Genomic DNA, 22,477 nt, shown 5'->3' on the forward strand with positions numbered 1-22,477 from the left:
TTGTTGCAGAGAAATGCGGCGCTTATTGAGGTTGTTGCTCTGCCGCACCCATGGTGATTTTGGCTTCTTTACGCAGATTAGACAGCAGTGAATCGAGGGCAATACCCACCGCGCTCTCTTCCATTTTGCTGACGAAGGTCTTCATTTCATCTGCCGGTAAAGTTCCAGGCCGCACCGTATCCAACGCGATCAGCACTACGTTGTCCTGGCGATCCTGCGACATGCCATAAACTGATTTGCCATCCTGCGGATGAGGCAATGAGAATATGGTTTCCACCAGTTGGCGCTCTTCTGAATTGCGCGTCATTTTCTGCACGCTGCCAAAGCTCAGGCCAGCCGCTTTCATCGCGTCATCACCTTTACCCTGCTTCAGTTCAACCAACAACTTCTCGCCTTGCAGTTTCGCTTCCTGCAACGCCTTATTGCGCTTCACCATCTCAATAACGCGATCTTTCACCTTGTCGAACGGCTCAATGCCTTCTGGCTGGTGGCCAGTGACGCGGACAACAAATGCACGGTCACCGTCTACGGTGATCACATCTGAGTTACTGCCAGGAGCGCCATTCTCACCGATCAATGAGCCGTCGAAAATTGACTGTACAACCGGTTTGAAATTCAGCGCTGCAGGGATATTGTCACGGGTAAACCAGTCGGTTTGCACAGCCTTGGCACCGGCGGCTTCTTCCGCAGAGGCCAGAGACTCGTTATCGCTGGTCGCGGCTTCACTCACCTTCTGCTGCAATGCATAGTAGGCATCAACCGCTTTTTCCTGCTTCACCTGCTTGGTGATGGCATCATGCACTTCACTTAATGGTTTCACTACTGCTGGTTTGATGTCGTTCAAACGGACAATCAGGTAACCCACGGAAGATTTTACTACGCCAGACAGTTGGCCTTTCTCAGTCAGATTGGCCTGTTTCAGTTCGTCAGCGGTAGTTTCCGGCTCAAGCCAGCCCAGCACCCCACCGTCACGGCGTGAGATAATGTCGGTAGACTTCTCTTTTGCCAGCGTGGCAAAGTCAGCGCCTTTTTTCAGCTCATCCAGAACCGCCTTGGCATCCGCTTCGGTTTTCAGCTGGATCACACTGTAATTTCTACGCTCCGGCTGGCCGTAATTGCTCTGATGCTGGTCGTAATAGGCAATGATATCCGCTTCGCTGACGGTAACTTTATCTTGCAGCGCCGTCGCATCCAGCGCGATAAAGCTCACCTTCACCTTCTCTGGCGCGATAAAGCTGTTCTTGTTCTGCTCGTAATACGCTTTCAGCTCATCGTCTGTGACGGTCTGCTTTGCCTGCAATGCTTTCAGGTCGATCGTCGCCAAACGCACATCACGCTCTTGCAACATCAGCGCTGACATGGCTTGAGACTCGGAAGGCAGCACAAAGCCGGAACTGCCAAAGCCCTGGAGCATCTGCTGGTTAATCAGCTGCTGGCGCATGGATTGCGCATAGTTGTCGGCGCTGTACCCCATACGGCTAATCAGATCGAGATATTTGGCATTATCGAACTGGCCATCAGTCTGGAAATAAGGCGCCTTGCGGATGGCGTCCTTCACCTGCTCGTCACTCACGTTCAGGCCTAACTTTTTGGCATACTGATCGAGCAGCATGTTGTCAATCAACTGTGACAGCACCTGTTGGCGCATCTGCTGCATGTAACCTTCGTTACCCGCCAATGCGGAAAACTGGTCACCCAATTGCTGCTGCATACGACTGCGTTCACTCTGGAAAGCCTGCTCCAGTTGAGCACGCTCGATCGTCTGCCCATTGACTTTCGCTGCATAATCGCCGGAACCACCGGTCAGGTAGCCGCCCACCCCTGTCAGAACAAATGACAAAATGATCAGGCCCAGGATGATTTTTAGCACGATGTTGTTAGCAGCCGCGCGTAAATTGTCCATCATAGTGTGACAACACTCCGCTGTGATATGGATTAAAAACCCTTGTGCAGGCGCGTTCCCTGCGACAAAAATAAAAAAGCGCATCAATCTGATGCGCCTTGTATCTTACCTCACCAGCACCGCTGCGTCAGGTGATTGTTTATGTGTTGCTATTCGTTTTGACGCTGTAATCAGTTTACGGCGTCTTTCAACGCTTTCCCTGCACGGAATGCCGGAACTTTGGCTGCCGCAATTTTGATTTCTTTACCGGTTTGCGGGTTACGGCCGGTACGAGCCGAACGCTCACGCACGGTGAAAGAACCGAAACCAACCAGAGCTACATCATCCCCTTCTTTCAAGGATTCGGTAACGGATGCAATAATTGCATCTAAAGCACGCCCAGCTGCCGCTTTAGAAATATCAGCGCCTGCGGCAATTTTGTCGATCAGTTGTGACTTATTCACTCTATCATCCCCTCTAGAATTCAAACGTCGCACCGGAAAATCCCTACGGCTGCGACAGCGCAGCTGTTATATCAATCCTGTCGAGCCTTGGCAAGCCACCAAACAGCGGCGAAACGTGGCACGACAGGGATCTAACTTAGCGGCACAAAAAAATACTGGCAAGTCCGAAATGGCTTGCCAGCATAAGTTTTCTCAGTGGTTTTTGCGATCCATCACTATTTTACTGCGACAGGCAGTGCACCGAAGGCCGGGTTCTGCAATGCGATGTTCAAAACTTCATCAATTTTCTGCACCGGATGAATCTCCAGGTCAGCAATGACGTTATCCGGAATCTCTTCCAGATCGCGCTTATTCTCGTAAGGAATCAGCACAGTTTTGATACCGCCACGGTGTGCCGCCAGCAGCTTCTCTTTCAGGCCGCCAATCGGCAATACCTGACCACGCAGCGTGATCTCACCGGTCATCGCCACATCGGCACGCACCGGATTGCCGGTCAGGCAGGAAACCAGCGCGGTACACATGGCAATACCTGCACTTGGGCCATCTTTCGGCGTTGCCCCTTCCGGAACGTGCACGTGGATGTCGCGTTTTTCGTAGAAATCCGCGTTAATGCCCAGTTTCTCGGCACGCGCACGCACTACGGTCAATGCAGCCTGGATCGACTCTTGCATCACCTCGCCCAAAGAACCGGTGTAGGTCAGCTTGCCTTTGCCCGGCACACAGGCGGTTTCAATGGTCAGCAGATCGCCGCCCACTTCCGTCCATGCTAGACCGGTAACCTGGCCAACGCGGTTTTCCGTATCGGCACGCCCGTAGTCGACGCGCTGAACGCCCAGGTAATCTTTCAGATTATCGCCATTAATCTCAATGTGCTTGAGCGTTTTATCCATCAACAGTGATTTCACCGCTTTACGACACAGCTTGGAGATTTCACGCTCCAGGCTACGCACCCCGGCCTCACGGGTGTAATAACGGATAATGCCGGTAATGGCACTATCATCAACCGTCAGTTCGCCTTTCTTCAGCGCGTTACGCTCAAGCTGCTTCGGCAACAGGTGCTGTTTGGCAATGTTCAGCTTTTCGTCTTCGGTATAACCAGAAAGACGGATCACTTCCATACGGTCCAGCAGCGGTGCCGGAATGTTCATCGAGTTCGAAGTCGCAACGAACATCACGTCAGACAGATCGTAATCCACTTCCAGATAGTGATCGTTAAACGCTACGTTCTGTTCTGGATCAAGCACTTCCAGCAGTGCAGAAGCCGGATCGCCACGCATGTCGGATGACATCTTGTCGATTTCGTCCAGCAGGAACAGCGGGTTTTTCACCCCAACCTTGGCCATTTTCTGGATCAGCTTACCCGGCATGGAGCCAATGTAAGTCCGACGGTGACCGCGGATTTCCGCTTCGTCACGCACGCCGCCCAACGCCATACGCACGTATTGGCGGCCGGTGGCACGGGCGATCGACTGCCCTAGCGAGGTTTTACCCACGCCCGGAGGCCCAACCAGGCACAGAATCGGGCCTTTGATTTTGCTGACGCGACTCTGTACTGCGAGGTACTCAAGGATACGGTCTTTGACGCGTTCCAGGCCGTAGTGATCGGTATCGAGCACTTCCTGCGCCTTGACCAGGTCTTTTTTCACCTTGCTGCGCGCATTCCACGGTACCTGCAACATCCAATCGATGTAACCACGCACCACGGTGGCTTCTGCTGACATTGGCGACATCATTTTCAGCTTTTGCAGTTCCGCTTCGGTCTTCTCGCGCGCTTCTTTCGGCATTTTTGCCGCTTCGATCTTACGCTTCAGCGCTTCGTGCTCGTCTGGCGTATCATCCATTTCGCCCAATTCTTTCTGAATGGCCTTCATCTGCTCGTTCAGATAGTACTCGCGCTGGCTTTTTTCCATCTGCTTCTTGACGCGGTTACGGATGCGCTTCTCAACCTGCAACAGGTCGATCTCCGACTCCATCATCGCCATCAGGTATTCAAGACGTTCGGTAATGTCGAACATCTCCAACACCGACTGCTTGTCGCTGAGCTTCAGCGGCATATGCGCAGCAATGGTATCCGCCAGGCGTGCAGCATCGTCGATGCTGTTCAATGACGTCAGCACCTCCGGTGGAATTTTTTTATTCAGCTTGATGTAGCCTTCAAACTGATTGATTGCGGTACGCACCAGAACTTCTTGCTCACGCTCATCGATAGCCGGTGATTCAAGGTATTCGGCCTTGGCGGCAAAGTGCTCACCGCTGTCAGAAAGCGTAGTGATGCGCGCACGCTGCAAGCCTTCGACCAGCACTTTCACCGTGCCGTCCGGCAGCTTCAGCATCTGCAAAATCGACGCTACGGTACCGACAGAGAATAAATCGTTAATGCCAGGTTCATCCGTTGAGGCCTCTTTCTGTGCCACCAGCATGATCTTTTTATCGTGATCCATTGCGGCTTCGAGGCACCGAATCGATTTTTCCCGGCCAACAAATAACGGGATCACCATGTGCGGATAAACCACCACGTCGCGCAATGGCAGAACGGGGATTTCAATGCGTTCGGAACGCTCAGGGTTCATAGAGCTCTCTCTTAGTTTAATTTCCGCCAGGTTGAGGGGGAATCTCATGAGACGCCAGCATCAAACGTTTCACAAAATCTGGATTATGAGTATATGGGGATGAATCTCTTACATTCAACGGCAAGAATGTATGGAAAAAGAAATGGGGGATAAAATCCCCCATTTTGCTAATAACTTTCTGGTTTAACTGGCTAATTATTCGCCAGATGCCTGTGCTTCCGGTTTACCGTAAATCAGCAGCGGCTTGGAATTGCCGGAGATCACCGACTCGTCGATCACCACTTTGTCCACGCTCTCCAACGAAGGCAGGTCATACATGGTATCCAGCAGTGCGCCTTCAACTATCGAACGCAGGCCACGAGCCCCGGTTTTACGCGTCATCGCTTTCTTGGCAATGGCGTTCAGCGCTTCATCGCGGAATTCCAGTTCCACACCTTCCAGATTGAACAACGCCTGATACTGTTTCGTCAGGGCATTTTTCGGCTCTTTCAGGATTTGGATCAGCGCCTCTTCGCTCAGTTCGCTCAGCGTTGCGACCACTGGCAGACGGCCGATAAACTCAGGAATCAAACCAAATTTAATCAAATCTTCCGGTTCAGCTTGCAACAACAATTCGCCTTCGGTGGCTTTTTCAGCTTCACCCTTAACGGTGGCACCAAAGCCAATACCGGTACCGGTATTCACCCGCTGGCCGATCACTTTATCCAGGCCGGCAAAAGCACCACCACAGATAAACAGGATCTTGGAGGTATCAACCTGCAGGAATTCCTGCTGCGGATGCTTACGCCCACCCTGCGGCGGCACAGCAGCAATGGTACCTTCAATCAGTTTCAGCAATGCCTGCTGCACACCTTCACCCGATACGTCGCGAGTGATGGAAGGGTTGTCTGACTTGCGGGAAATCTTATCGATTTCATCAATGTAGACAATACCACGCTGGGCTTTCTGCACGTCATAGTCACATTTCTGCAACAGTTTCTGGATAATATTCTCCACGTCCTCACCCACATAACCGGCTTCGGTCAGCGTGGTGGCATCGGCCATGGTGAAAGGCACATCCAGAAGGCGCGCCAGGGTTTCTGCCAGCAGGGTTTTACCGCTACCGGTCGGGCCAATCAGCAGAATATTACTTTTGCCTAATTCGATGCCGTTACTGCTATCACCATTGCGCAAGCGCTTATAGTGGTTGTACACCGCCACCGCCAAGACTTTCTTCGCCTGTTCCTGACCAATGACATAATCGTCCAGATGATGGCGGATTTCGTGCGGCGTTGGCAATGAGTTGCGCTCGCGATGCGGGGCAACTTCTTTAATCTCTTCGCGAATAATGTCGTTACACAGATCAACACATTCATCGCAGATATACACTGACGGCCCGGCAATCAGCTTACGCACTTCATGCTGGCTTTTGCCGCAGAAAGAGCAGTACAGCAACTTTCCTGAACCGTCTTTGCGCTTATCTGTCATGAGTAAAACCTCTTATTTTGTCTTTGTCCCGCAGGAATTTACGGCGGCAGTGCACCCAAACTTTATACCGGGAACGCCGATAACACTGTTCAGAGCGAGCGTAGCTCACTCTGAATACTATAGTCTATCAGCTCGCACTTATATTTCGCCCTAGCTGCGGTGCGTCAGAATACTGTCTACCAGACCGTATTCTACCGATTCTTCTGCGGTCATAAAGCGATCGCGCTCGGTATCGCGTTCAATCTGCTCCAGCGATTGGCCGGTATGCTGCGCCATCAGCTCATTCATGCGAGCTTTCACCTTGAGGATTTCGCGCGCATGGATTTCGATATCCGTCGCCTGCCCCTGATAACCGCCCAGCGGCTGGTGAATCATCACGCGTGAATTCGGCAGGCAGAAACGCTTGCCTTTGGTACCTGCGGTCAACAGGAACGAACCCATTGAACACGCCTGGCCCATACAGATTGTGCTAACGTCCGGTTTGATAAACTGCATGGTGTCATAAATTGACATGCCAGCAGTAATCACGCCACCCGGTGAGTTGATATACAGGAAAATGTCTTTTTCCGGGCTTTCTGCTTCGAGGAACAACATCTGCGCCACGATCAGATTAGCCATATGGTCTTCTACCTGACCGGTCAGGAAGATAATACGCTCTTTCAGCAGGCGGGAATAAATATCGTAAGAACGCTCCCCGCGTGAAGTCTGCTCTACCACCATTGGCACCAGAGCCATGTTAGGTGCAAATTGATCTCGTTCGCCACTGTATGACATTACCGTCTCCTAATAGAAATTGCCTTGGCGCCATTGTCTGTCGATTCTACTTGAGAACGCTCACCGTGACTACGTTCAAGCTGACGACAGGCTCCACGCTAACCTGACGGCGTGATCATCAAAACAGCCCATGCTGTTGTAGAAGTTGGGGCCACAGACAGAATTTCAAGCCCAGTGAACTATTTTCACCGGCATCCCTGTGTGGCAAGGCTACGATGACAAGCTTTCCGCTACCATCTGCAACCTATAACAAAATAAATATAGTGCATATTGCCACAGTGAACTTGAGATTAATCAGTCATGTGGCAAAAGAAAAGCCCGTAACCGGAGTTACGGGCTTTTCACAACGTAGGGTGCCAACACGCTAGCACCATAGGCACAACAGGTTGCGCCCCTACGTTCAACCGGCATTACGCCTGTTGAGGCTGGTTCATCAGTTCGCTGAAAGTGGTGGCTTTTTCAGACACTTTCGCTTTTGCCAGCAGGGCTTCAACCGCTTGTTCTTCCAGAGCCACGTTACGCATGTTGTTCATCAGCTCTTTGTTTTTGCTGTAGAACTCGATAACTTCACTTGGATCTTCGTAAGCAGAGGCCATTTCTTCGATCAGGGCTTTCACGCGATCTTCATCAGCTTTCAGCTCGTTGGTGCTGATCACTTCGCCCAGCAGCAGGCCGACAACAACGCGACGCTTAGCCTGCTCTTCGAACAGTTCACGTGGCAGTTCCAGCGCTTGCTTCTCGTTACCGCCGAAACGCTGTGCAGCCTGACGACGCAGAACGTCGATTTCGCCGTCAATCAGTGCAGCAGGTACGTCGATTTCGTTAGCGCTGACCAGACCGTCAATAGCCTGAGTCTTGATACGGTTACGTACGGCGCCTTTCAGTTCGCGTTCCATGTTTTTACGCACTTCAGCACGCAGACCTGCGATAGAACCATCAGCCACGCCGAAACGTTTGATGAATTCTTCAGTCAGTTCTGGCAGTTCGCGCTCTTCAACTTTCTTCAGCACGATAGCAAACTTGGCTGCTTTACCTTTCAGGTTTTCTGCGTGGTAATCTTCTGGGAAGTTAACGTCAATGGTGAACTCTTCACCCGCTTTGTGCCCAACCAGACCCTCTTCAAAGCCTGGGATCATACGCCCCTGACCCATCGCCAGCACGAAATCAGACGCTTTACCGCCTTCAAACTCTTCGCCATCGATAGAACCGGAGAAATCAACGGTCACACGATCTTCAGCAGCCACTGCACGATCGGTCTCTTTCCAGGTTGCCTGCTGCTTGCGCAGGGTGTCCAGCATGGTGTCAACATCAGCATCGTTAACATCAACCACTGGCTTCTCAACTTCGATGTTTTCCAGGCCTTTCAGCTCTACTTCTGGATACACTTCGAACTCAACCGTGAAAGCGAAGTCTTCGCCTTCTTTATAATCGCCCGGTACATAGTTTGGTGCACCAGCCGGGTTAATTTTTTCTTTGATGATGGCGTCAACAAAGTTGCGCTGCATCAGTTCGCCCAGCACATCCTGACGAACTGAAGCACCATAACGCTGTTCAACGATGTTCATCGGCACTTTGCCTTTACGGAAACCGTCGATACGCACGCTTTTCGCTGCGTTGATCAGCTCTTTCTTCACCGCTTGCTTGATAACATCAGCGGGTACAGTAATAGAGAGACGGCGCCCAAGGCCTTGAGTGGTTTCTACTGAAACTTGCATCTTGTTACCTCAAAAAAATCACAGTGCTCGGTCAACTCCGTTCCAAGAACCAGGACGGCTACATTACAGAACCGAGTTCCCTGATGTCAGAAGTGCCCGAAACCATTCCGGAAAAATAAGACGCGACATTATAGCGGCGCATGCGTAGCGAGTCGAGGATGGCAAGGCGGTACTGGTGCGTTAAAAATCACACTTTTGCCGGTTTTTCGCCAAAATAGCGTCGAACCAAGACCATCGGAACTGCATTCCACATCGGCTTTGTCGTCATCAAAAACAGCAACGGCCCGCAGGCCGTCGCAAAATTCGTCAGTAGTAATACCTTAAATCGTGGGGAAAGTTCCACTGATACCGTAAATTTTAGCCATCACGCCACTGTCCCTGCGCCACGACAAGGCGGTGAAGCCAGTACCGTATCCTGCAGCTCTTCCCACTCTTTGAGGGTATAAGTATGTAATGCCAGCGCATGTACGCCGCCCGCCAACTCCTGCGCTAGCACGGCATAAATAGAACGATGGCGCGTCAGAAAGCGCTCGCCGACAAAACGATCGCTGACAATGACAACTTTGAAATGGCTCTCTGAACCCGCCGGAACATTATGGCTATGGCTTTCATTAACCACATCCAGATGCGCGGGCTCAAATGCAGCCCTTAATTTTGTTTCTATCTGCTCGCGAATCATAGATTCTCCTTACAACACTGGCACTATTTACCTGCCCATCCAGTTCAATATTAGCCGCTTCTACTCCCGCCAGACTCTTCACTGGCGTAAATTTACCTGCCCTTTGCTGAGAAAAATACCAACATAATGTAGCGCTTGGAGTTTATCTGATTGAGCTGGACGAAAAAGCATGTTTTTATCAACGCCGGGTAAAAATTTATCACTCGGCCACGTTCAACGCTTCCCCCCGTTGGCGACGATGCTATGATGTCGGCAATTTGTTGTTGACTCTAGCGCTTTGATTACTAAGCGCCCATAAACTAATAACCACGATTGATGAGACAGTCATATGTTAAAAAAACTTTTTCTTCCACTGCTGGCTGCATTGATGCTTGCCGGTTGTGCCGCTAGCACCAATACGCTGAACGTGACCCCAAAGATCGTTCTTCCTCAACAGGATCCGACTCTGCAAGGTATCACTATCAGCATCAATGGTGCCGATCAGCGTCAAGACCAGGCGCTGGCTAAAGTGAACCGTGATGGCCAGTTGATTACCCTGCTGCCTTCACGCGATCTGCGCTTCCTATTACAGGAAGTGCTGGAAAAACAAATGGGCGCACGCGGCTATATGATTGGCCCAGCTGGCGCGGTAGATCTGCAGATCGTCGTGAACAATCTTTTTGCTGACGTCTCTGAAGGCAACCTACGTTACAACATCACCACCAAAGCGGATATATCCATCATCGCTCAGGCGAAGAACGGCAGCAAACAGGTGAAAAACTACCGCTCGACCTATAACGTACAGGGTGCCTTCACCGCAACGAACGAAAAAATCACCAATGCGGTTAACACCGTGCTGGGCGATGTCATTGCCGATATGGCACAAGACACCAGCGTCAACGAATTTATCAAGCAAAACGCACGTTAATCCGTTAATGCCTTGTGCTGCCTGATTTTTCGGGCAGCGCAAACAAGGACCTCATGTCTAAACAGTATCTGAATATTTTTACTCAGCGTAACTCCATTATGCTGCTAGTGCTGGGCTTTGCCTCAGGGCTGCCACTGGCATTGACTTCCGGTACGCTGCAAGCCTGGATGACCGTCGAAAATATCGATCTGAAAACCATCGGGATCTTCTCGCTGGTGGGTCAGGCCTATGTCTTCAAATTCCTGTGGTCACCGTTTATGGATCGCTACACCCCGTCATTTCTCGGGCGGCGGCGTGGTTGGCTGTTAATCAGCCAGTTGCTGCTGGTGGTAGCGATTGTCGCCATGGGGTTTATGAACCCAACGCAACATTTATGGTGGCTGGCTGCGCTGGCGGTGGTGGTGGCGTTTTGCTCTGCCTCGCAGGATATTGTTTTTGATGCCTATAAAACGGATCTGCTGTCGGCGGAAGAACGCGGTGCCGGTGCGGCAGTTTCGGTACTGGGTTACCGCTTGGCGATGCTGGTTTCCGGCGGTTTGGCTCTGTGGTTAGCCGATCGTTACCTCGGTTGGCAGGCAACTTATTGGCTGATGGCCGGATTGATGCTGATCGGCGTCGCCGCAACCCTGATGGCGCCAGAGCCGGATAACAGCATTCCGGCACCACGCACCATGGAACAAGCTGTCGTAGAACCGCTTCAAGATTTCTTCGCCCGCAATAACGCTTGGCTGATCCTGCTGCTGATCGTGATGTACAAATTAGGTGATGCCTTTGCGGGTAGCCTGAGCACCACTTTCCTGATCCGTGGCGTGGGGTTTGATGCCGGCGAAGTTGGGCTGGTAAACAAGACGCTTGGGCTGTTTGCTACCATCGTCGGTGCACTGTTTGGCGGCGTATTGATGCAGCGCCTGACGCTGTTCCGCGCTCTGATGCTGTTCGGTATTTTGCAGGCTGTTTCCAATATCGGCTACTGGCTATTGGCGGTTACCGATAAAAATATCATCACCATGGGCAGCGCTATTTTCCTGGAAAACCTGTGTGGCGGCATGGGTACTGCGGCGTTTGTCGCCCTGCTGATGACCCTGTGTAACAAATCTTTTTCCGCTACCCAATTTGCCTTGCTCTCTGCGCTTTCAGCCGTCGGGCGTGTTTACGTTGGCCCGATCGCTGGCTGGTTTGTCGAGGCTCACGGCTGGCCGCTGTTTTATCTGTTCTCCATCGTCGCGGCTCTGCCTGGCTTAATGCTGTTGGCCATTTGTCGCAAAACGTTGGAATACACCCAGCAGACCGGCAATTTCATGCCACGCACCGAGTTCCAACAAAGCTATCGTTGGGCACGACGCCTGCTAGCTACGGGTTGTTCGCTGCTCGCTCTGTGGTTGCTCTTGCTGATCACCAACGCGCTTGATTGGACACAGTGGCCAAATTTTGCCGTCCAGATACTGCAAACGGGGGCCCTGCTCAGCCTGTTGGGTATTGTGATGGGAAGCACACTGGACTATCTGGCTCTACGCCGCACACGGTTAGTCTGATTTTTTGTCGGCCAGCCGAAATGCTGGCCGACAAAAATGCATCAGAGAAATGAATTTATTTCGTTGAAAAAATAATATTGCCGCGGAAATTATTTTTTACCCGAGTGCCTTACTCGGAAATAAAAATAAATTCACTTTTAAAATACAATTATTTTACATTAAATATACTTTTCACTCATATTTGAAAGCGGAGGATTAACCAATATCCTCCAGCATACCGTTGGTTTTCCTTGAGATACCGCCTGCCCGGCACGATTCAGCCCGCCAACACATTGTTGCCATTAGTAAATTGTCACCTGACGTTACATGTGTGACCCCCTTAACAGAAAGGGTCAACAAGACACTGACACTCCCTTAAGCATGTTTACAGTACTGCAACCTTCCCGTAAAATGCCCGCACACATGAAACGACGATAGTGCCTTTGTAATTGGGGTCGTTAGATGAGACTTAAGAAATACAATAAAAGTATTGGGATGCTGTCATTAATTGCAGCCACGGTAATGCTCAGTGGTTGTGATATGGTTTTGATGAATCCCAAAGGAGCAATAGGTGTTGAACAACGGACACTGATCCTTACTGCAATCGGCTTGATGTTGATCGTGGTAGTTCCAGTGATCTTCATGGCGTTCGCTTTTGCCTGGAAGTTCCGTGCCTCTAATAAAGAGGCCAAGTACACACCCAATTGGTCACACTCCAACAAGATTGAAGCGGTCGTCTGGACCATTCCAATCATTATCATCGCCATCCTTGGCACCATTACCTGGAAAACCACCCACGCACTGGACCCATTCAGGCCGATTGTCACTGACAAAAAGCCAATGACCATTGAAGTGGTGTCGTTAGACTGGAAATGGCTGTTCATCTATCCAGAGCAAGGTATCGCGACCGTTAATGAACTGGCGTTCCCGAAAGATGTTCCCGTCGAATTTAAAGTCACCTCCAACTCGGTAATGAACTCGTTCTTTATTCCTCAGTTAGGTGGGCAGATTTATGCGATGGCCGGGATGCAGACCAAACTGCACCTGATTGGCAACGAAGCGGGTGAATACAAAGGTATTTCCAGCAGCTACAGTGGCCACGGGTTCTCAGGTATGAAGTTCACCGCAATTGTCACACCAACCGAAGGCGACTTCGATCAGTGGGTGGCCAAGGTGAAGCAATCGCCTAATACCCTTAATGCCACCAGCGATTTTAACAAACTGGCAGAGCCGAGTGAAAACAACCCGGTTGAGTACTTCTCCAGTGTCAGACCGAATTTGTTCAAAGAGACTATTGGCAAATTCATGGGTGACATGCACATGCACAAAGGCGCAGAAACTTCCGCGCATGAAGGCATGGACATGAGCCAGGGTATGGACATGGGCGAACATGCTCACGCCGGAGCTGAGGAATAATCTGATGTTGGGAAAATTAACACTTGATGCGGTTCCGATTCACGAACCGATCGTCATGGTCACCGTTGCCGCAATTCTCGTTGGAGGCCTGGCACTGCTGGCGCTGATAACGTATTTCGGCAAATGGAAGTGGCTGTGGAGCGAATGGCTGACCTCTGTCGACCATAAGAAAATCGGTATCATGTACATCATCGTCGCTATGGTGATGCTGGTACGTGGTTTTGCCGATGCCATCATGATGCGTGGTCAACAGGCTCTCGCGTCTGCCGGTGAGGCCGGATTCCTACCGCCGCACCACTATGACCAGATCTTTACCGCTCACGGCGTAATCATGATCTTCTTCATGGCTATGCCTTTCGTGGTAGGCCTGATGAACATTGCTGTGCCGTTGCAGATCGGTGCTCGCGACGTTGCCTTCCCGTTCCTGAACTCCCTGAGTTTCTGGTTCTTCGTGGTGGGCGTTGTGCTGATCAACGTCTCTCTGGGGGTAGGTGAGTTCGCCCAGACTGGCTGGCTGGCATATCCGCCGCTTTCTGGTAAGGAATACAACCCTGGTGTCGGTGTAGATTACTGGATCTGGAGTCTACAGATATCCGGTCTGGGTACCCTGCTGACCGGCGTGAACTTCTTCGCTACTATCCTGAAGATGCGTGCCCCTGGTATGCCTCTGATGAAGATGCCGGTGTTCACCTGGGCAGCGCTGTGTACCAACATCCTGATCATTGTTTCATTCCCAATTCTGACCGTCACCATTGCGTTGCTGACCCTGGATCGCTACCTGGGCACCCATTTCTTTACCAATGATATGGGCGGCAACATGATGATGTACATCAACCTGATTTGGGCCTGGGGTCACCCAGAGGTGTATATCCTGGTTCTGCCAGTGTTCGGTGTGTTCTCCGAAGTGACCGCGACCTTCTCAAGGAAGCGTCTGTTTGGCTATACCTCTCTGGTATGGGCAACCATCGCGATCACCGTTCTGTCGTTCATCGTCTGGCTGCACCACTTCTTTACCATGGGGTCCGGCGCTAACGTTAACGCCTTCTTTGGTATCGCCACCATGATCATTTCCATCCCAACCGGGGTGAAAATCTTCAACTGGCTGTTCACCATGTATCAGGGCCGTATCCAGTTCAACTCTGCGATGCTGTGGACCGTTGGCTTCATCATCACCTTCTCCATCGGTGGGATGACCGGCGTACTGCTGGCAGTACCAGGGGCCAACTTCGTGCTGCACAACAGCCTGTTCCTGATTGCCCACTTCCATAACGTGATTATCGGTGGTGTGGTATTTGGTTGCTTCGCTGGCCTGACCTACTGGTTCCCGAAAGCCTTCGGTTTTACGCTGAATGAAAAATGGGGTATCCGTGCATTCTGGTTCTGGATCATCGGCTTCTTCGTTGCCTTCATGCCGCTGTATGCCCTGGGCTTTATGGGTATGACCCGCCGTCTCAGCCAGAATATCAACCCAGAGTTCCACACGCTGCTGCTGGTTGCTGCCGGTGGTGCCGCGCTGATTGCCTGTGGCGTGCTGTGTCAGGTGATTCAGATCCTGGTCAGTGTGCGCGATCGCGAGAAAAACCGTGATCTGACAGGTGATCCATGGGGTGCCCGTACGCTGGAGTGGTCAACATCCTCCCCTCCTCCGTTCTATAACTTCGCTGTTGTACCAGAGATTCACGATCGTGATGCTTTCTGGGACATGAAAGAGAAAGGTGAAGCGTACAAGAAGCCAGCGCAATACGCGCCAATTCATATGCCGAGGAATACCGGTGCCGGTGTGATTATTGCTGGCTTCAGCCTGGTATTTGGTTTCGCGATGATCTGGGATATCTGGTGGATGGCGATCGCCGGCTTTGTCGGCATGATCGTTACCTGGATTGCCAAGAGCTTCGATGAAGATGTTGATTACTATGTACCGGTTGATGAGATCGAACGCATTGAAAATCAACGCTATGAACAAATCAGCAAAGCAGGCGTGAAACATGTCAACTGATATCCTGACTAAGCATAACGCAGCCCATGTAGAACATGGGCACCACGATGCAGGCGAGACCAAAGTCTTCGGATTCTGGATCTACCTGATGAGCGACTGTATTTTGTTTGCGAGCTTGTTCGCAACTTATGCAGTCTTGGTGAACGGGACCGCTGGCGGTCCCTCAGGCAAGGACATCTTCGATCTGAAGTTGGTCCTGGTCGAAACCTTCCTGTTGCTGTTCAGCTCCATCACCTACGGAATGGCGATGATCGGCATGAACAAAGGCCTGGCTGGCAACGTCAACAAATGGCTGATGCTGACCTTCGTGTTCGGCCTCGCTTTCGTAGCGATCGAAATCTATGAGTTCCATCACCTGATCGCTGAAGGTTTTGGTCCCGATCGCAGTGCGTTCCTGTCCAGCTATTTTGCGCTGGTCGGCACCCACGGTCTGCACGTAAGTGCTGGTCTGGTCTGGCTTATCGTATTGATGATTCAAGTCAGCAAACGCGGCCTGAATTCAACCAATAAAACCCGTCTGATGTGCTTGAGCCTGTTCTGGCACTTCCTGGACGTGGTCTGGATCTGCGTATTTACCGTTGTCTACCTGCTGGGGGTTATGCCATGAGCCATCCATCCCATGAAACCTCTCACGGTGGCGCAAGCCACGGCAGCGTGAAGTCATATCTGACCGGCTTTATTTTGTCGATCATCCTGACGGTAATTCCATTTGCGATGGTAATGAGTGGCACTGCTTCTCACTCCACCATCCTGGCGGTCGTGGTCGGTATGGCAGTTATCCAGGTGATTGTTCACCTGGTTTACTTCCTCCACATGAACACCTCATCGGAAGAGCGCTGGAACCTGGTGGCATTACTGTTCACCATTATGATCATCGGTATTGTTGTTGTGGGTTCACTCTGGATTATGTACAACCTCAACCTCAATATGATGGTCGATTAAGAGCCGTACGCGATGATTAAGCAATACCTGCAAGTCACTAAACCAGGAATTATTTTCGGCAATTTAATTTCTGTCGTTGGGGGATTCCTGCTTGCTTCCAAAGGGAGCATCAACTATCCCCTGTTTCTCGCCACCCTGTTGGGTGTCTCGTTGGTGGTCGCCTCGGGTTGTGTATTTAACAACTTCATCGACCGTGACATCGACAAGAAAATGGAGAGAACGAAGAATCGGGTGCTGGTAAGGGGCCTGATCGCGCCGAGTGTGACCCTGGTTTACGCTACCCTGTTGGGTATTGCTGGTTTTGCACTGTTGTATATCGCCGCGAACCCGCTGGCCATGTGGCTGGCGGTAATGGGTTTTGTGGTTTATGTCGGCGTTTATAGCCTGTACATGAAACGCCACTCGGTATACGGCACGCTAATCGGCAGCCTGTCGGGCGCGGCTCCACCCGTGATCGGTTATTGTGCCGTCACCAACGAGTTTGACGCTGGAGCGTTGATCCTGCTGGCGATCTTTAGCCTGTGGCAGATGCCGCATTCTTATGCGATTGCCATCTTCCGCTTTAAGGATTACCAAGCAGCCAACATTCCGGTTCTGCCAGTGGTGAAGGGTATTTCTGTCGCTAAAAATCATATTACGGTCTACATTCTGGCGTTTATGATTGCGACATTGATGCTGACTCTGGGCGGCTACGCTGGCTACAAATACCTGATCGTCGCAGCGGCGGTGAGCGTCTGGTGGCTTGGTATGGCACTGCGTGGTTACAAAACCGAAAATGACAGCGTCTGGGCACGCAAACTGTTTGTGTTCTCGATTGTTGCCATTACTTCGCTGAGCGTGATGATGTCTATCGACTTTAGCGTAGGAGCTTCACCGGAGACGTTGTTAAGCTACGTCTGGTAAAGCCAGTAATCTGTGAATGGGCCGCTCAGCGGCCCATTTTATTTATCTCGCAGAAAAACCACTTAGCTGTAATATCTGTTAAACAACATTCAATTTACCCCCCTCACCCCAAACACTAAAATGACGCAGCTTGCTAGAAGCTATTCCATCAGGCTTTAATCTTCCCAGCCTGACGGAATAGGTTTTATTGAGGTCACGATGAACGACAATGTAATGACGCCCCAAGAGCGCCGCGCAACATGGGGATTGGGAACCGTTTTCTCGCTGCGCATGCTCGGCATGTTTATGGTACTGCCGGTTCTCACCACCTATGGCATGGCGCTGAACGGTGCCAGTGAAGCCTTGATCGGTATCGCGATCGGTATCTATGGTTTGGCGCAGGCGGTTTTTCAGATCCCGTTCGGGCTGGTTTCCGATCGCATCGGGCGTAAACCGCTGATCGTCGGCGGCCTGCTGATTTTTGCCTTTGGTAGCGTGATCGCCGCCGTCAGCGATTCTATCTGGGGGATCATTCTTGGCCGCGCCTTGCAGGGATCCGGGGCAATTGCCGCCGCGGTGATGGCGCTGCTGTCGGATTTGACTCGTGAGCAGAACCGCACCAAGGCGATGGCATTTATCGGCGTCAGTTTCGGCATTACCTTCGCCATTGCGATGGTGGTTGGCCCGATCGTCACCCATGCCTTCGGCCTGCATGCGCTGTTCTGGATGATTGCCGTACTGGCATTAGCAGGGATCGTGATTACGCTGACGGTGGTCCCTTCCGCCGACGATCACGTGCTGAACCGCGAATCGAGTATCGTGCGTGGCAGTTTCAGTAAGGTGTTGAGCAATTCGCGTCTGCTGAAACTCAACTTCGGCATCATGTGCCTGCACATTCTGTTGATGTCCAGCTTCGTTGCCCTGCCGCTGGCCATGCAACACGCCGGGCTGGCCGCCAGCGATCACTGGAAAGTGTATCTGGTCACCATGCTGGTTTCCTTTGCCGCCGTAGTGCCCTTCATTATTTATGCTGAAAAATATCGCCGCATGAAGCAGGTTTTCATGGGCTGCGTAGCGGTGCTATTTTGTGCCGAAGTTCTGCTGTGGTTTGCCGGGCTACACCTGTGGGGCATCATTGCCGGCGTGCAGTTGTTCTTCATGGCGTTTAACGTGATGGAAGCGATTCTGCCTTCGTTGATCAGCAAAGAATCTCCTGCGGGTTATAAAGGCACAGCCATGGGGGTTTACTCCACCAGCCAATTTATCGGCGTCGCCATCGGCGGGAGCCTGGGGGGTTGGTTGTATGGGATACAGGGCGCAGGGTTGGTGTTTATTGCCGGAGCGGTGATTGCCGCCATCTGGTTTGTGGTCAGCAGCACCATGAAGGAACCGCCGTACGTCAGCAGCCTGCGTATCACACTCTCTGAGCTGGCGGTGAAGGATTCAGCACTGCAAAGCCGCCTGATGGCTCAACCGGGCGTAGCAGAAGCCGTTGTAGTGCCAGAAGAACGCAGTGCCTATGTGAAGGTTGATACCAAACAGACCAATCGTGGCCAATTGGAAGCGCTGGTCAACGCACTATAGAATAACCAGGGCCGCTTAAGCGGCCCTGGTTTTTTTAATCGCGGAAGTTTTTGAACTGGAACGGCTGCCCCAGATCGGCACCACGCACCAGCGCCATCACGCTTTGCAGATCGTCGCGTGCCTTGCCGGTGACGCGCACTTCATCACCCTGAATCTGTGCCTGCACTTTCAGCTTGCTGTCTTTAATCAGCTTCACAATTTTCTTCGCCAACGTCGTCTCAATACCTTGCTTCAGCTTGGCTTCAACGCTGTAGGTTTTACCACTGTGGGTCAGTTCTTCCGGGATCTCCAGAGCACCGCCATCAATGCTGCGTTTGCTCAGTTTTTCACGCAAAATATCCAGCAGTTGCTGCACCTGGAAGTCGGACTCACTGGCCACTTTGATGCTTTCATTTTTCTCGTTCAGCTCAAAACTGGCCGGGACGTTACGGAAATCCCAACGCGTACTGAGATCGCGCGTCGCGTTCTCAACGGCATTGCGAACTTCCTGCATATCAATTTCGGAAACGATGTCGAAAGATGGCATACTTCTTCCTCCTGAATGAGAGCCTAAGCGATTTCGATGCGGTGCATGATACCCGCTTTATCGTCCTTGGCAAAATTCCGATATCACTGCCGGGCAAGACGCTTAGCAACAGAAAAGCCTATAATAGGCAGATTCATCAGCGGTATTCCCGGACACCAAGGAGATTGAATGAAAATAACCATTCTTGGTTGCGGTGCGCTCGGGCAACTGTGGCTTTCGCGGCTCTATCAGCAAGGCCATGACGTACAGGGATGGTTACGGGTCCCCCAACCATTTTGTGCGGTGAACGTGATCGAGCCTGACGGCGCATCGTTCAACCGTAATTTACCCACCAACGACCCCGAACATCTTGCGCAGAGTGAACTGTTGTTAGTGACGCTGAAAGCCTGGCAGGTTTCCGGTGCAGTCACTGCGCTATTGCCTAAGCTGAACCCACATTGCGCCATTTTGCTCCTGCACAACGGCATGGGAACGCAGGACGAACTGCCACCACATAGTCAGCCGCTGCTGCAAGGTACTACCACTCATGCAGCACGTCATGATGGCAACACCATTGTTCACGTAGCGAACGGGGTGACTCATATCGGCCCCATCACGCCGCAGGCCACCCATCTCAGCCACTTGGCAGAAGTGCTGCATCAGGCGCTGCCGGACGTTGCCTGGCATAACCACATTGCCTCCGCCAGTTGGCGCAAGCTGGCGGTTAACTGCGTAATCAACCCACTGACTGCACTGTATGGCTGCCACAACGGCGATCTACAGCGTTACCCGGAACAGATAGAAACGCTCTGCTGCGAAGTGGCCAGCGTGATGGAAATGGAAGGCCACCATACCTCGTGCGAAGATCTGATGTCCTACGTTATGCAGGTGATCCAACTCACGGCGGACAACATCTCCTCAATGCTGCAGGATATCCGCGCCCAGCGGCATACCGAAATCGACTACATTACCGGCTATTTGTTGCGGCGCGGGCGCAGCCACGGTATTCCTCTGCCAGAAAATACCCGTTTGTTCGAATTGATTAAACGAAAGGAAAATGAATATGAGCGTGTCGGTGTTGGTTTGCCTAGCACCTGGTAGCGAAGAAACAGAAGCCGTTACCACTATCGATCTCCTGGTGCGCGCCGGGGTGAAGGTCACTACCGCCAGCGTAGCTGGTGATGGCAACCTGACCATCATTTGCTCACGCGGCGTGAAACTGCTGGCTGACGCGCCGCTGGTAGCGATTGTGGATGACCCTTTCGATGCCATTGTCCTGCCAGGGGGAATTAAAGGGGCAGAGTGCTTCCGCGATAGCCCATTACTGGTAGAAAAAGTCCGCCAAATGCACCTACAGGGCAAGATTGTTGCCGCCATCTGTGCAGCGCCTGCGCTGGTATTACAGCATCACAAACTGTTCCCGGTAGGTAACATGACTGGTTTCCCCGGTCTGAAAGATCAGATCCCAGAAGGTCAATGGATAGAAAGGCGTGTCGTTTTTGATCCGCGCGTCAACCTACTCACTAGCCAAGGACCAGGCACCTCAATGGAGTTTGCTCTGAAGCTGATCGATTTACTCTTGGGCAAGGCCAAGGCCGCCGAAGTGGCAGCACAGTTAGTGCTGATCCCCGGCATGTACGACTTCAGCAGTTGAGTTTCTACCGGCAGGCCAGACTGCCTGCCGGTCACACCTTATGGGCGGTACACTTTAACGTTGGCGTAACCTTGCTCAAGCAGATACAGCGCCTGCAAACGGCTCATTACACCGCGATCGCAATACAGCAGATAGGTCTTACTCTGGTCGAGATCGCCAAACTGGCTGCTCAGCTTGTAGAACGGCAGCGATTTGACCTCAACCTCAGCCAGTTGCAACGGTTTCTCTTCCTGCTCGTCGATGGAACGAATATCCAGAATCACCTCGTCAGCCGCGAATTCAGCAACGGTTTCCACTTCGGTAACCTGCTCCCGCGCCTCTTCTGCGATGGTGCGGATATCCACATTGCGCGCTTCACGCACCACCCGCTGCAGAATCTCGAAGTCAAAGTTACCCTCTTCTTCTTCAATTTTGGTTTTCACCGCTTTAACCGTCGGATTCTTCGAAATCACACCGCAGTATTCCGGCATGGTTTTGGCGAAGTCCTCAGTACCAATTTCCCGCGCTACCTTGATAATGTGCTCTTTATCGTGCGAAATCAGCGGACGCAGGATCAGCGTATCGGAAGCGTTGTCGATCATGCGCAGGTTAGTGAGCGTCTGGCTGGATACCTGGCCCAGCGCTTCGCCGGTCACCAGCGCCTGCACGCCATAACGCTCTGCCACCTGGGAAGCGGCGCGCACCATCATACGCTTGAGCACCACGCCCATCTGGCCGTCATCCACTTTTTCCAGGATCTCACCCACCACGGGCTCAAAATCGATCGACACAAAACGCACCTTGTGCGAGCTGCCAAAACGATTCCACAGGTAATACGCCACCTGCTTGACGCCGATTTCATGCGCTGCGCCACCCAGATTAAAGAAGCAATAGTGCACGCGACAGCCACGGCGCATCAGCATGTAGCTGGAAACACCGGAATCAAAACCGCCAGAAATCAGTGAGAGTACATCTTCCTGAGTGCCGATCGGATAGCCGCCAATGCCTTCGCGGCGCGATTTAACCAGCATCAGCTTGTCGTCTTCGATCTCCAGATTCACCGTAACCTGCGGATGCGACAGCTTAACGCGCGCGCTTTCGATGTGCTGATTCAGGCCGCCGCCCACGTAGCGTTCCACATCCTGAGAACTGAACTCATGCTTGCCACGGCGCTTAACCCGCACGCAGAAGCTTTTGCCTTCCAACTGTTCACGGTAGGTTTCCAGCGTCTGTTCGAAGATATGGTGCACATCGGTATAAACGCGATCTTCCACTTCCAGGATATGATGAATGCCAGGAATGCGGGTTAATGCTTCAGCGATCACCGGGCGCTGATTTTCGTTTTTGGCTCGAACTTCGATAAAATCCCAGTGACGGACCACCGCCAGCGTTTCATCATACTGCTTCAGCACGTTGCGGATATTGGTTGTCAGAATCTTAATGAAGCGCAAGCGCACAGATTGACTCTTGATGGTGATTTCTGGGAACAATTTAATGATAAACTTCATGGCGGTTTTTATTGTCTGATAAGAATTACGGGGTAAAAGATT

At 51.8% G+C, this 22,477-nt stretch carries 19 protein-coding genes; 10 read left to right on the forward strand and 9 right to left on the reverse strand.

Translation table 11 applies throughout. The features are described 5' to 3' along the window. Positions 1-22: 22 nt before the first annotated feature. From ppiD to bolA, 7 genes are all read right to left on the reverse strand, one after another. A complete protein-coding gene (ppiD, locus tag ACX1CU_RS18125; RefSeq protein WP_459399632.1) occupies positions 23-1,906 on the reverse strand; it encodes a peptidylprolyl isomerase in 1,884 nt (627 codons plus the stop codon). A gap of 167 nt (positions 1,907-2,073) precedes the next feature. Then, positions 2,074-2,346, reverse strand: a complete 273-nt coding sequence (gene hupB / locus ACX1CU_RS18130; protein ID WP_024913884.1) for a nucleoid-associated protein HU-beta — start codon at positions 2,344-2,346, stop codon at positions 2,074-2,076. Between the two features lie 215 nt (positions 2,347-2,561). Continuing rightward, positions 2,562-4,916: an endopeptidase La gene (lon, locus tag ACX1CU_RS18135; protein WP_459399633.1), complete on the reverse strand. Its 2,355-nt coding sequence runs from the start codon at positions 4,914-4,916 to the stop codon at positions 2,562-2,564. Between the two features lie 195 nt (positions 4,917-5,111). After that, entirely contained in the window at positions 5,112-6,383 is a 1,272-nt protein-coding gene (clpX, locus tag ACX1CU_RS18140; RefSeq protein WP_459399634.1) for an ATP-dependent protease ATP-binding subunit ClpX, read from the reverse strand. A 150-nt stretch (positions 6,384-6,533) separates the two neighbouring features. Continuing rightward, positions 6,534-7,157, reverse strand: a complete 624-nt coding sequence (gene clpP / locus ACX1CU_RS18145; RefSeq protein WP_021180167.1) for an ATP-dependent Clp endopeptidase proteolytic subunit ClpP — start codon at positions 7,155-7,157, stop codon at positions 6,534-6,536. A 410-nt stretch (positions 7,158-7,567) separates the two neighbouring features. Beyond that, the gene (gene tig, locus ACX1CU_RS18150; RefSeq protein WP_459399635.1) at positions 7,568-8,872 is read right to left on the reverse strand and encodes a trigger factor; all 1,305 of its coding nucleotides are present in this window, start codon (positions 8,870-8,872) and stop codon (positions 7,568-7,570) included. Between the two features lie 364 nt (positions 8,873-9,236). Next, a complete protein-coding gene (bolA, locus tag ACX1CU_RS18155; protein ID WP_459399636.1) occupies positions 9,237-9,551 on the reverse strand; it encodes a transcriptional regulator BolA in 315 nt (104 codons plus the stop codon). Between the two features lie 328 nt (positions 9,552-9,879). Here bolA and ACX1CU_RS18160 point away from each other — a divergent pair, with 328 nt between their 5' ends. From ACX1CU_RS18160 to ACX1CU_RS18195, 8 genes are all read left to right on the forward strand, one after another. Then, positions 9,880-10,458, forward strand: a complete 579-nt coding sequence (locus ACX1CU_RS18160; protein ID WP_459399637.1) for a lipoprotein — start codon at positions 9,880-9,882, stop codon at positions 10,456-10,458. A 53-nt stretch (positions 10,459-10,511) separates the two neighbouring features. Continuing rightward, on the forward strand, positions 10,512-11,990 hold the full coding sequence (gene ampG / locus ACX1CU_RS18165; RefSeq protein WP_459399638.1) for a muropeptide MFS transporter AmpG: 1,479 nt from the start codon (positions 10,512-10,514) through the stop codon (positions 11,988-11,990). 441 nt (positions 11,991-12,431) lie between these two features. Further along, positions 12,432-13,385 (forward strand): cytochrome o ubiquinol oxidase subunit II, encoded by a 954-nt coding sequence (gene cyoA, locus ACX1CU_RS18170; RefSeq protein WP_459399639.1) that lies wholly within the window; start codon positions 12,432-12,434, stop codon positions 13,383-13,385. A 4-nt stretch (positions 13,386-13,389) separates the two neighbouring features. Beyond that, the gene (cyoB, locus tag ACX1CU_RS18175; protein WP_459399640.1) at positions 13,390-15,381 is read left to right on the forward strand and encodes a cytochrome o ubiquinol oxidase subunit I; all 1,992 of its coding nucleotides are present in this window, start codon (positions 13,390-13,392) and stop codon (positions 15,379-15,381) included. Continuing rightward, on the forward strand, positions 15,371-15,988 hold the full coding sequence (locus ACX1CU_RS18180; RefSeq protein WP_459399641.1) for a cytochrome o ubiquinol oxidase subunit III: 618 nt from the start codon (positions 15,371-15,373) through the stop codon (positions 15,986-15,988). The genes cyoB and ACX1CU_RS18180 overlap by 11 nt, the downstream gene beginning before the upstream one ends. Further along, the gene (locus tag ACX1CU_RS18185; protein WP_459399642.1) at positions 15,985-16,323 is read left to right on the forward strand and encodes a cytochrome o ubiquinol oxidase subunit IV; all 339 of its coding nucleotides are present in this window, start codon (positions 15,985-15,987) and stop codon (positions 16,321-16,323) included. Before ACX1CU_RS18180 ends, ACX1CU_RS18185 begins: the two co-directional genes overlap by 4 nt. A 12-nt stretch (positions 16,324-16,335) precedes the next feature. After that, the gene (cyoE, locus tag ACX1CU_RS18190) at positions 16,336-17,226 is read left to right on the forward strand and encodes a heme o synthase (RefSeq protein ID WP_459399643.1); all 891 of its coding nucleotides are present in this window, start codon (positions 16,336-16,338) and stop codon (positions 17,224-17,226) included. Between the two features lie 198 nt (positions 17,227-17,424). Beyond that, positions 17,425-18,789 carry an MFS transporter gene (locus ACX1CU_RS18195; RefSeq protein ID WP_459399644.1) on the forward strand — a complete coding sequence of 455 codons (1,365 nt, stop codon included), beginning with the start codon at positions 17,425-17,427 and terminating at the stop codon, positions 18,787-18,789. Between the two features lie 34 nt (positions 18,790-18,823). Here ACX1CU_RS18195 and ACX1CU_RS18200 read toward each other — a convergent pair whose 3' ends face one another. Next, the gene (locus ACX1CU_RS18200) at positions 18,824-19,315 is read right to left on the reverse strand and encodes a YajQ family cyclic di-GMP-binding protein (RefSeq protein WP_024913870.1); all 492 of its coding nucleotides are present in this window, start codon (positions 19,313-19,315) and stop codon (positions 18,824-18,826) included. A 168-nt stretch (positions 19,316-19,483) separates the two neighbouring features. Here ACX1CU_RS18200 and panE point away from each other — a divergent pair, with 168 nt between their 5' ends. After that, positions 19,484-20,395, forward strand: coding sequence for a 2-dehydropantoate 2-reductase (gene panE, locus ACX1CU_RS18205; protein WP_459399645.1), 912 nt, complete (start codon positions 19,484-19,486; stop codon positions 20,393-20,395). Further along, complete coding sequence (gene yajL, locus ACX1CU_RS18210) at positions 20,358-20,948, forward strand: protein deglycase YajL (RefSeq protein ID WP_459399646.1); 591 nt, start codon at positions 20,358-20,360, stop codon at positions 20,946-20,948. Before panE ends, yajL begins: the two co-directional genes overlap by 38 nt. A 38-nt stretch (positions 20,949-20,986) precedes the next feature. On the opposite strand, the gene thiI is transcribed toward yajL, so the two are convergent. After that, positions 20,987-22,435: a tRNA uracil 4-sulfurtransferase ThiI gene (gene thiI, locus ACX1CU_RS18215; protein WP_459399647.1), complete on the reverse strand. Its 1,449-nt coding sequence runs from the start codon at positions 22,433-22,435 to the stop codon at positions 20,987-20,989. Positions 22,436-22,477 lie beyond the last annotated feature (42 nt).

The sequence above is a fragment of the Serratia sp. D1N4 genome (assembly GCF_054552755.1).

Excerpts from the sequence above, each read along its gene's own strand:
- ppiD (WP_459399632.1), bottom strand. The coding sequence starts at position 1,906 with ATGATGGACAATTTACGCGCGGCTGCTAACAACATCGTGCTAAAAATC.
- lon (WP_459399633.1), bottom strand. The coding sequence starts at position 4,916 with ATGAACCCTGAGCGTTCCGAACGCATTGAAATCCCCGTTCTGCCATTG.
- clpX (WP_459399634.1), bottom strand. The coding sequence starts at position 6,383 with ATGACAGATAAGCGCAAAGACGGTTCAGGAAAGTTGCTGTACTGCTCT.
- clpP (WP_021180167.1), bottom strand. The coding sequence starts at position 7,157 with ATGTCATACAGTGGCGAACGAGATCAATTTGCACCTAACATGGCTCTG.
- tig (WP_459399635.1), bottom strand. The coding sequence starts at position 8,872 with ATGCAAGTTTCAGTAGAAACCACTCAAGGCCTTGGGCGCCGTCTCTCT.
- bolA (WP_459399636.1), bottom strand. The coding sequence starts at position 9,551 with ATGATTCGCGAGCAGATAGAAACAAAATTAAGGGCTGCATTTGAGCCC.
- ACX1CU_RS18160 (WP_459399637.1), top strand. The coding sequence starts at position 9,880 with ATGTTAAAAAAACTTTTTCTTCCACTGCTGGCTGCATTGATGCTTGCC.
- ampG (WP_459399638.1), top strand. The coding sequence starts at position 10,512 with ATGTCTAAACAGTATCTGAATATTTTTACTCAGCGTAACTCCATTATG.
- cyoA (WP_459399639.1), top strand. The coding sequence starts at position 12,432 with ATGAGACTTAAGAAATACAATAAAAGTATTGGGATGCTGTCATTAATT.
- cyoB (WP_459399640.1), top strand. The coding sequence starts at position 13,390 with ATGTTGGGAAAATTAACACTTGATGCGGTTCCGATTCACGAACCGATC.
- ACX1CU_RS18180 (WP_459399641.1), top strand. The coding sequence starts at position 15,371 with ATGTCAACTGATATCCTGACTAAGCATAACGCAGCCCATGTAGAACAT.
- ACX1CU_RS18185 (WP_459399642.1), top strand. The coding sequence starts at position 15,985 with ATGAGCCATCCATCCCATGAAACCTCTCACGGTGGCGCAAGCCACGGC.
- cyoE (WP_459399643.1), top strand. The coding sequence starts at position 16,336 with ATGATTAAGCAATACCTGCAAGTCACTAAACCAGGAATTATTTTCGGC.
- ACX1CU_RS18195 (WP_459399644.1), top strand. The coding sequence starts at position 17,425 with ATGAACGACAATGTAATGACGCCCCAAGAGCGCCGCGCAACATGGGGA.
- ACX1CU_RS18200 (WP_024913870.1), bottom strand. The coding sequence starts at position 19,315 with ATGCCATCTTTCGACATCGTTTCCGAAATTGATATGCAGGAAGTTCGC.
- panE (WP_459399645.1), top strand. The coding sequence starts at position 19,484 with ATGAAAATAACCATTCTTGGTTGCGGTGCGCTCGGGCAACTGTGGCTT.
- yajL (WP_459399646.1), top strand. The coding sequence starts at position 20,358 with ATGAGCGTGTCGGTGTTGGTTTGCCTAGCACCTGGTAGCGAAGAAACA.
- thiI (WP_459399647.1), bottom strand. The coding sequence starts at position 22,435 with ATGAAGTTTATCATTAAATTGTTCCCAGAAATCACCATCAAGAGTCAA.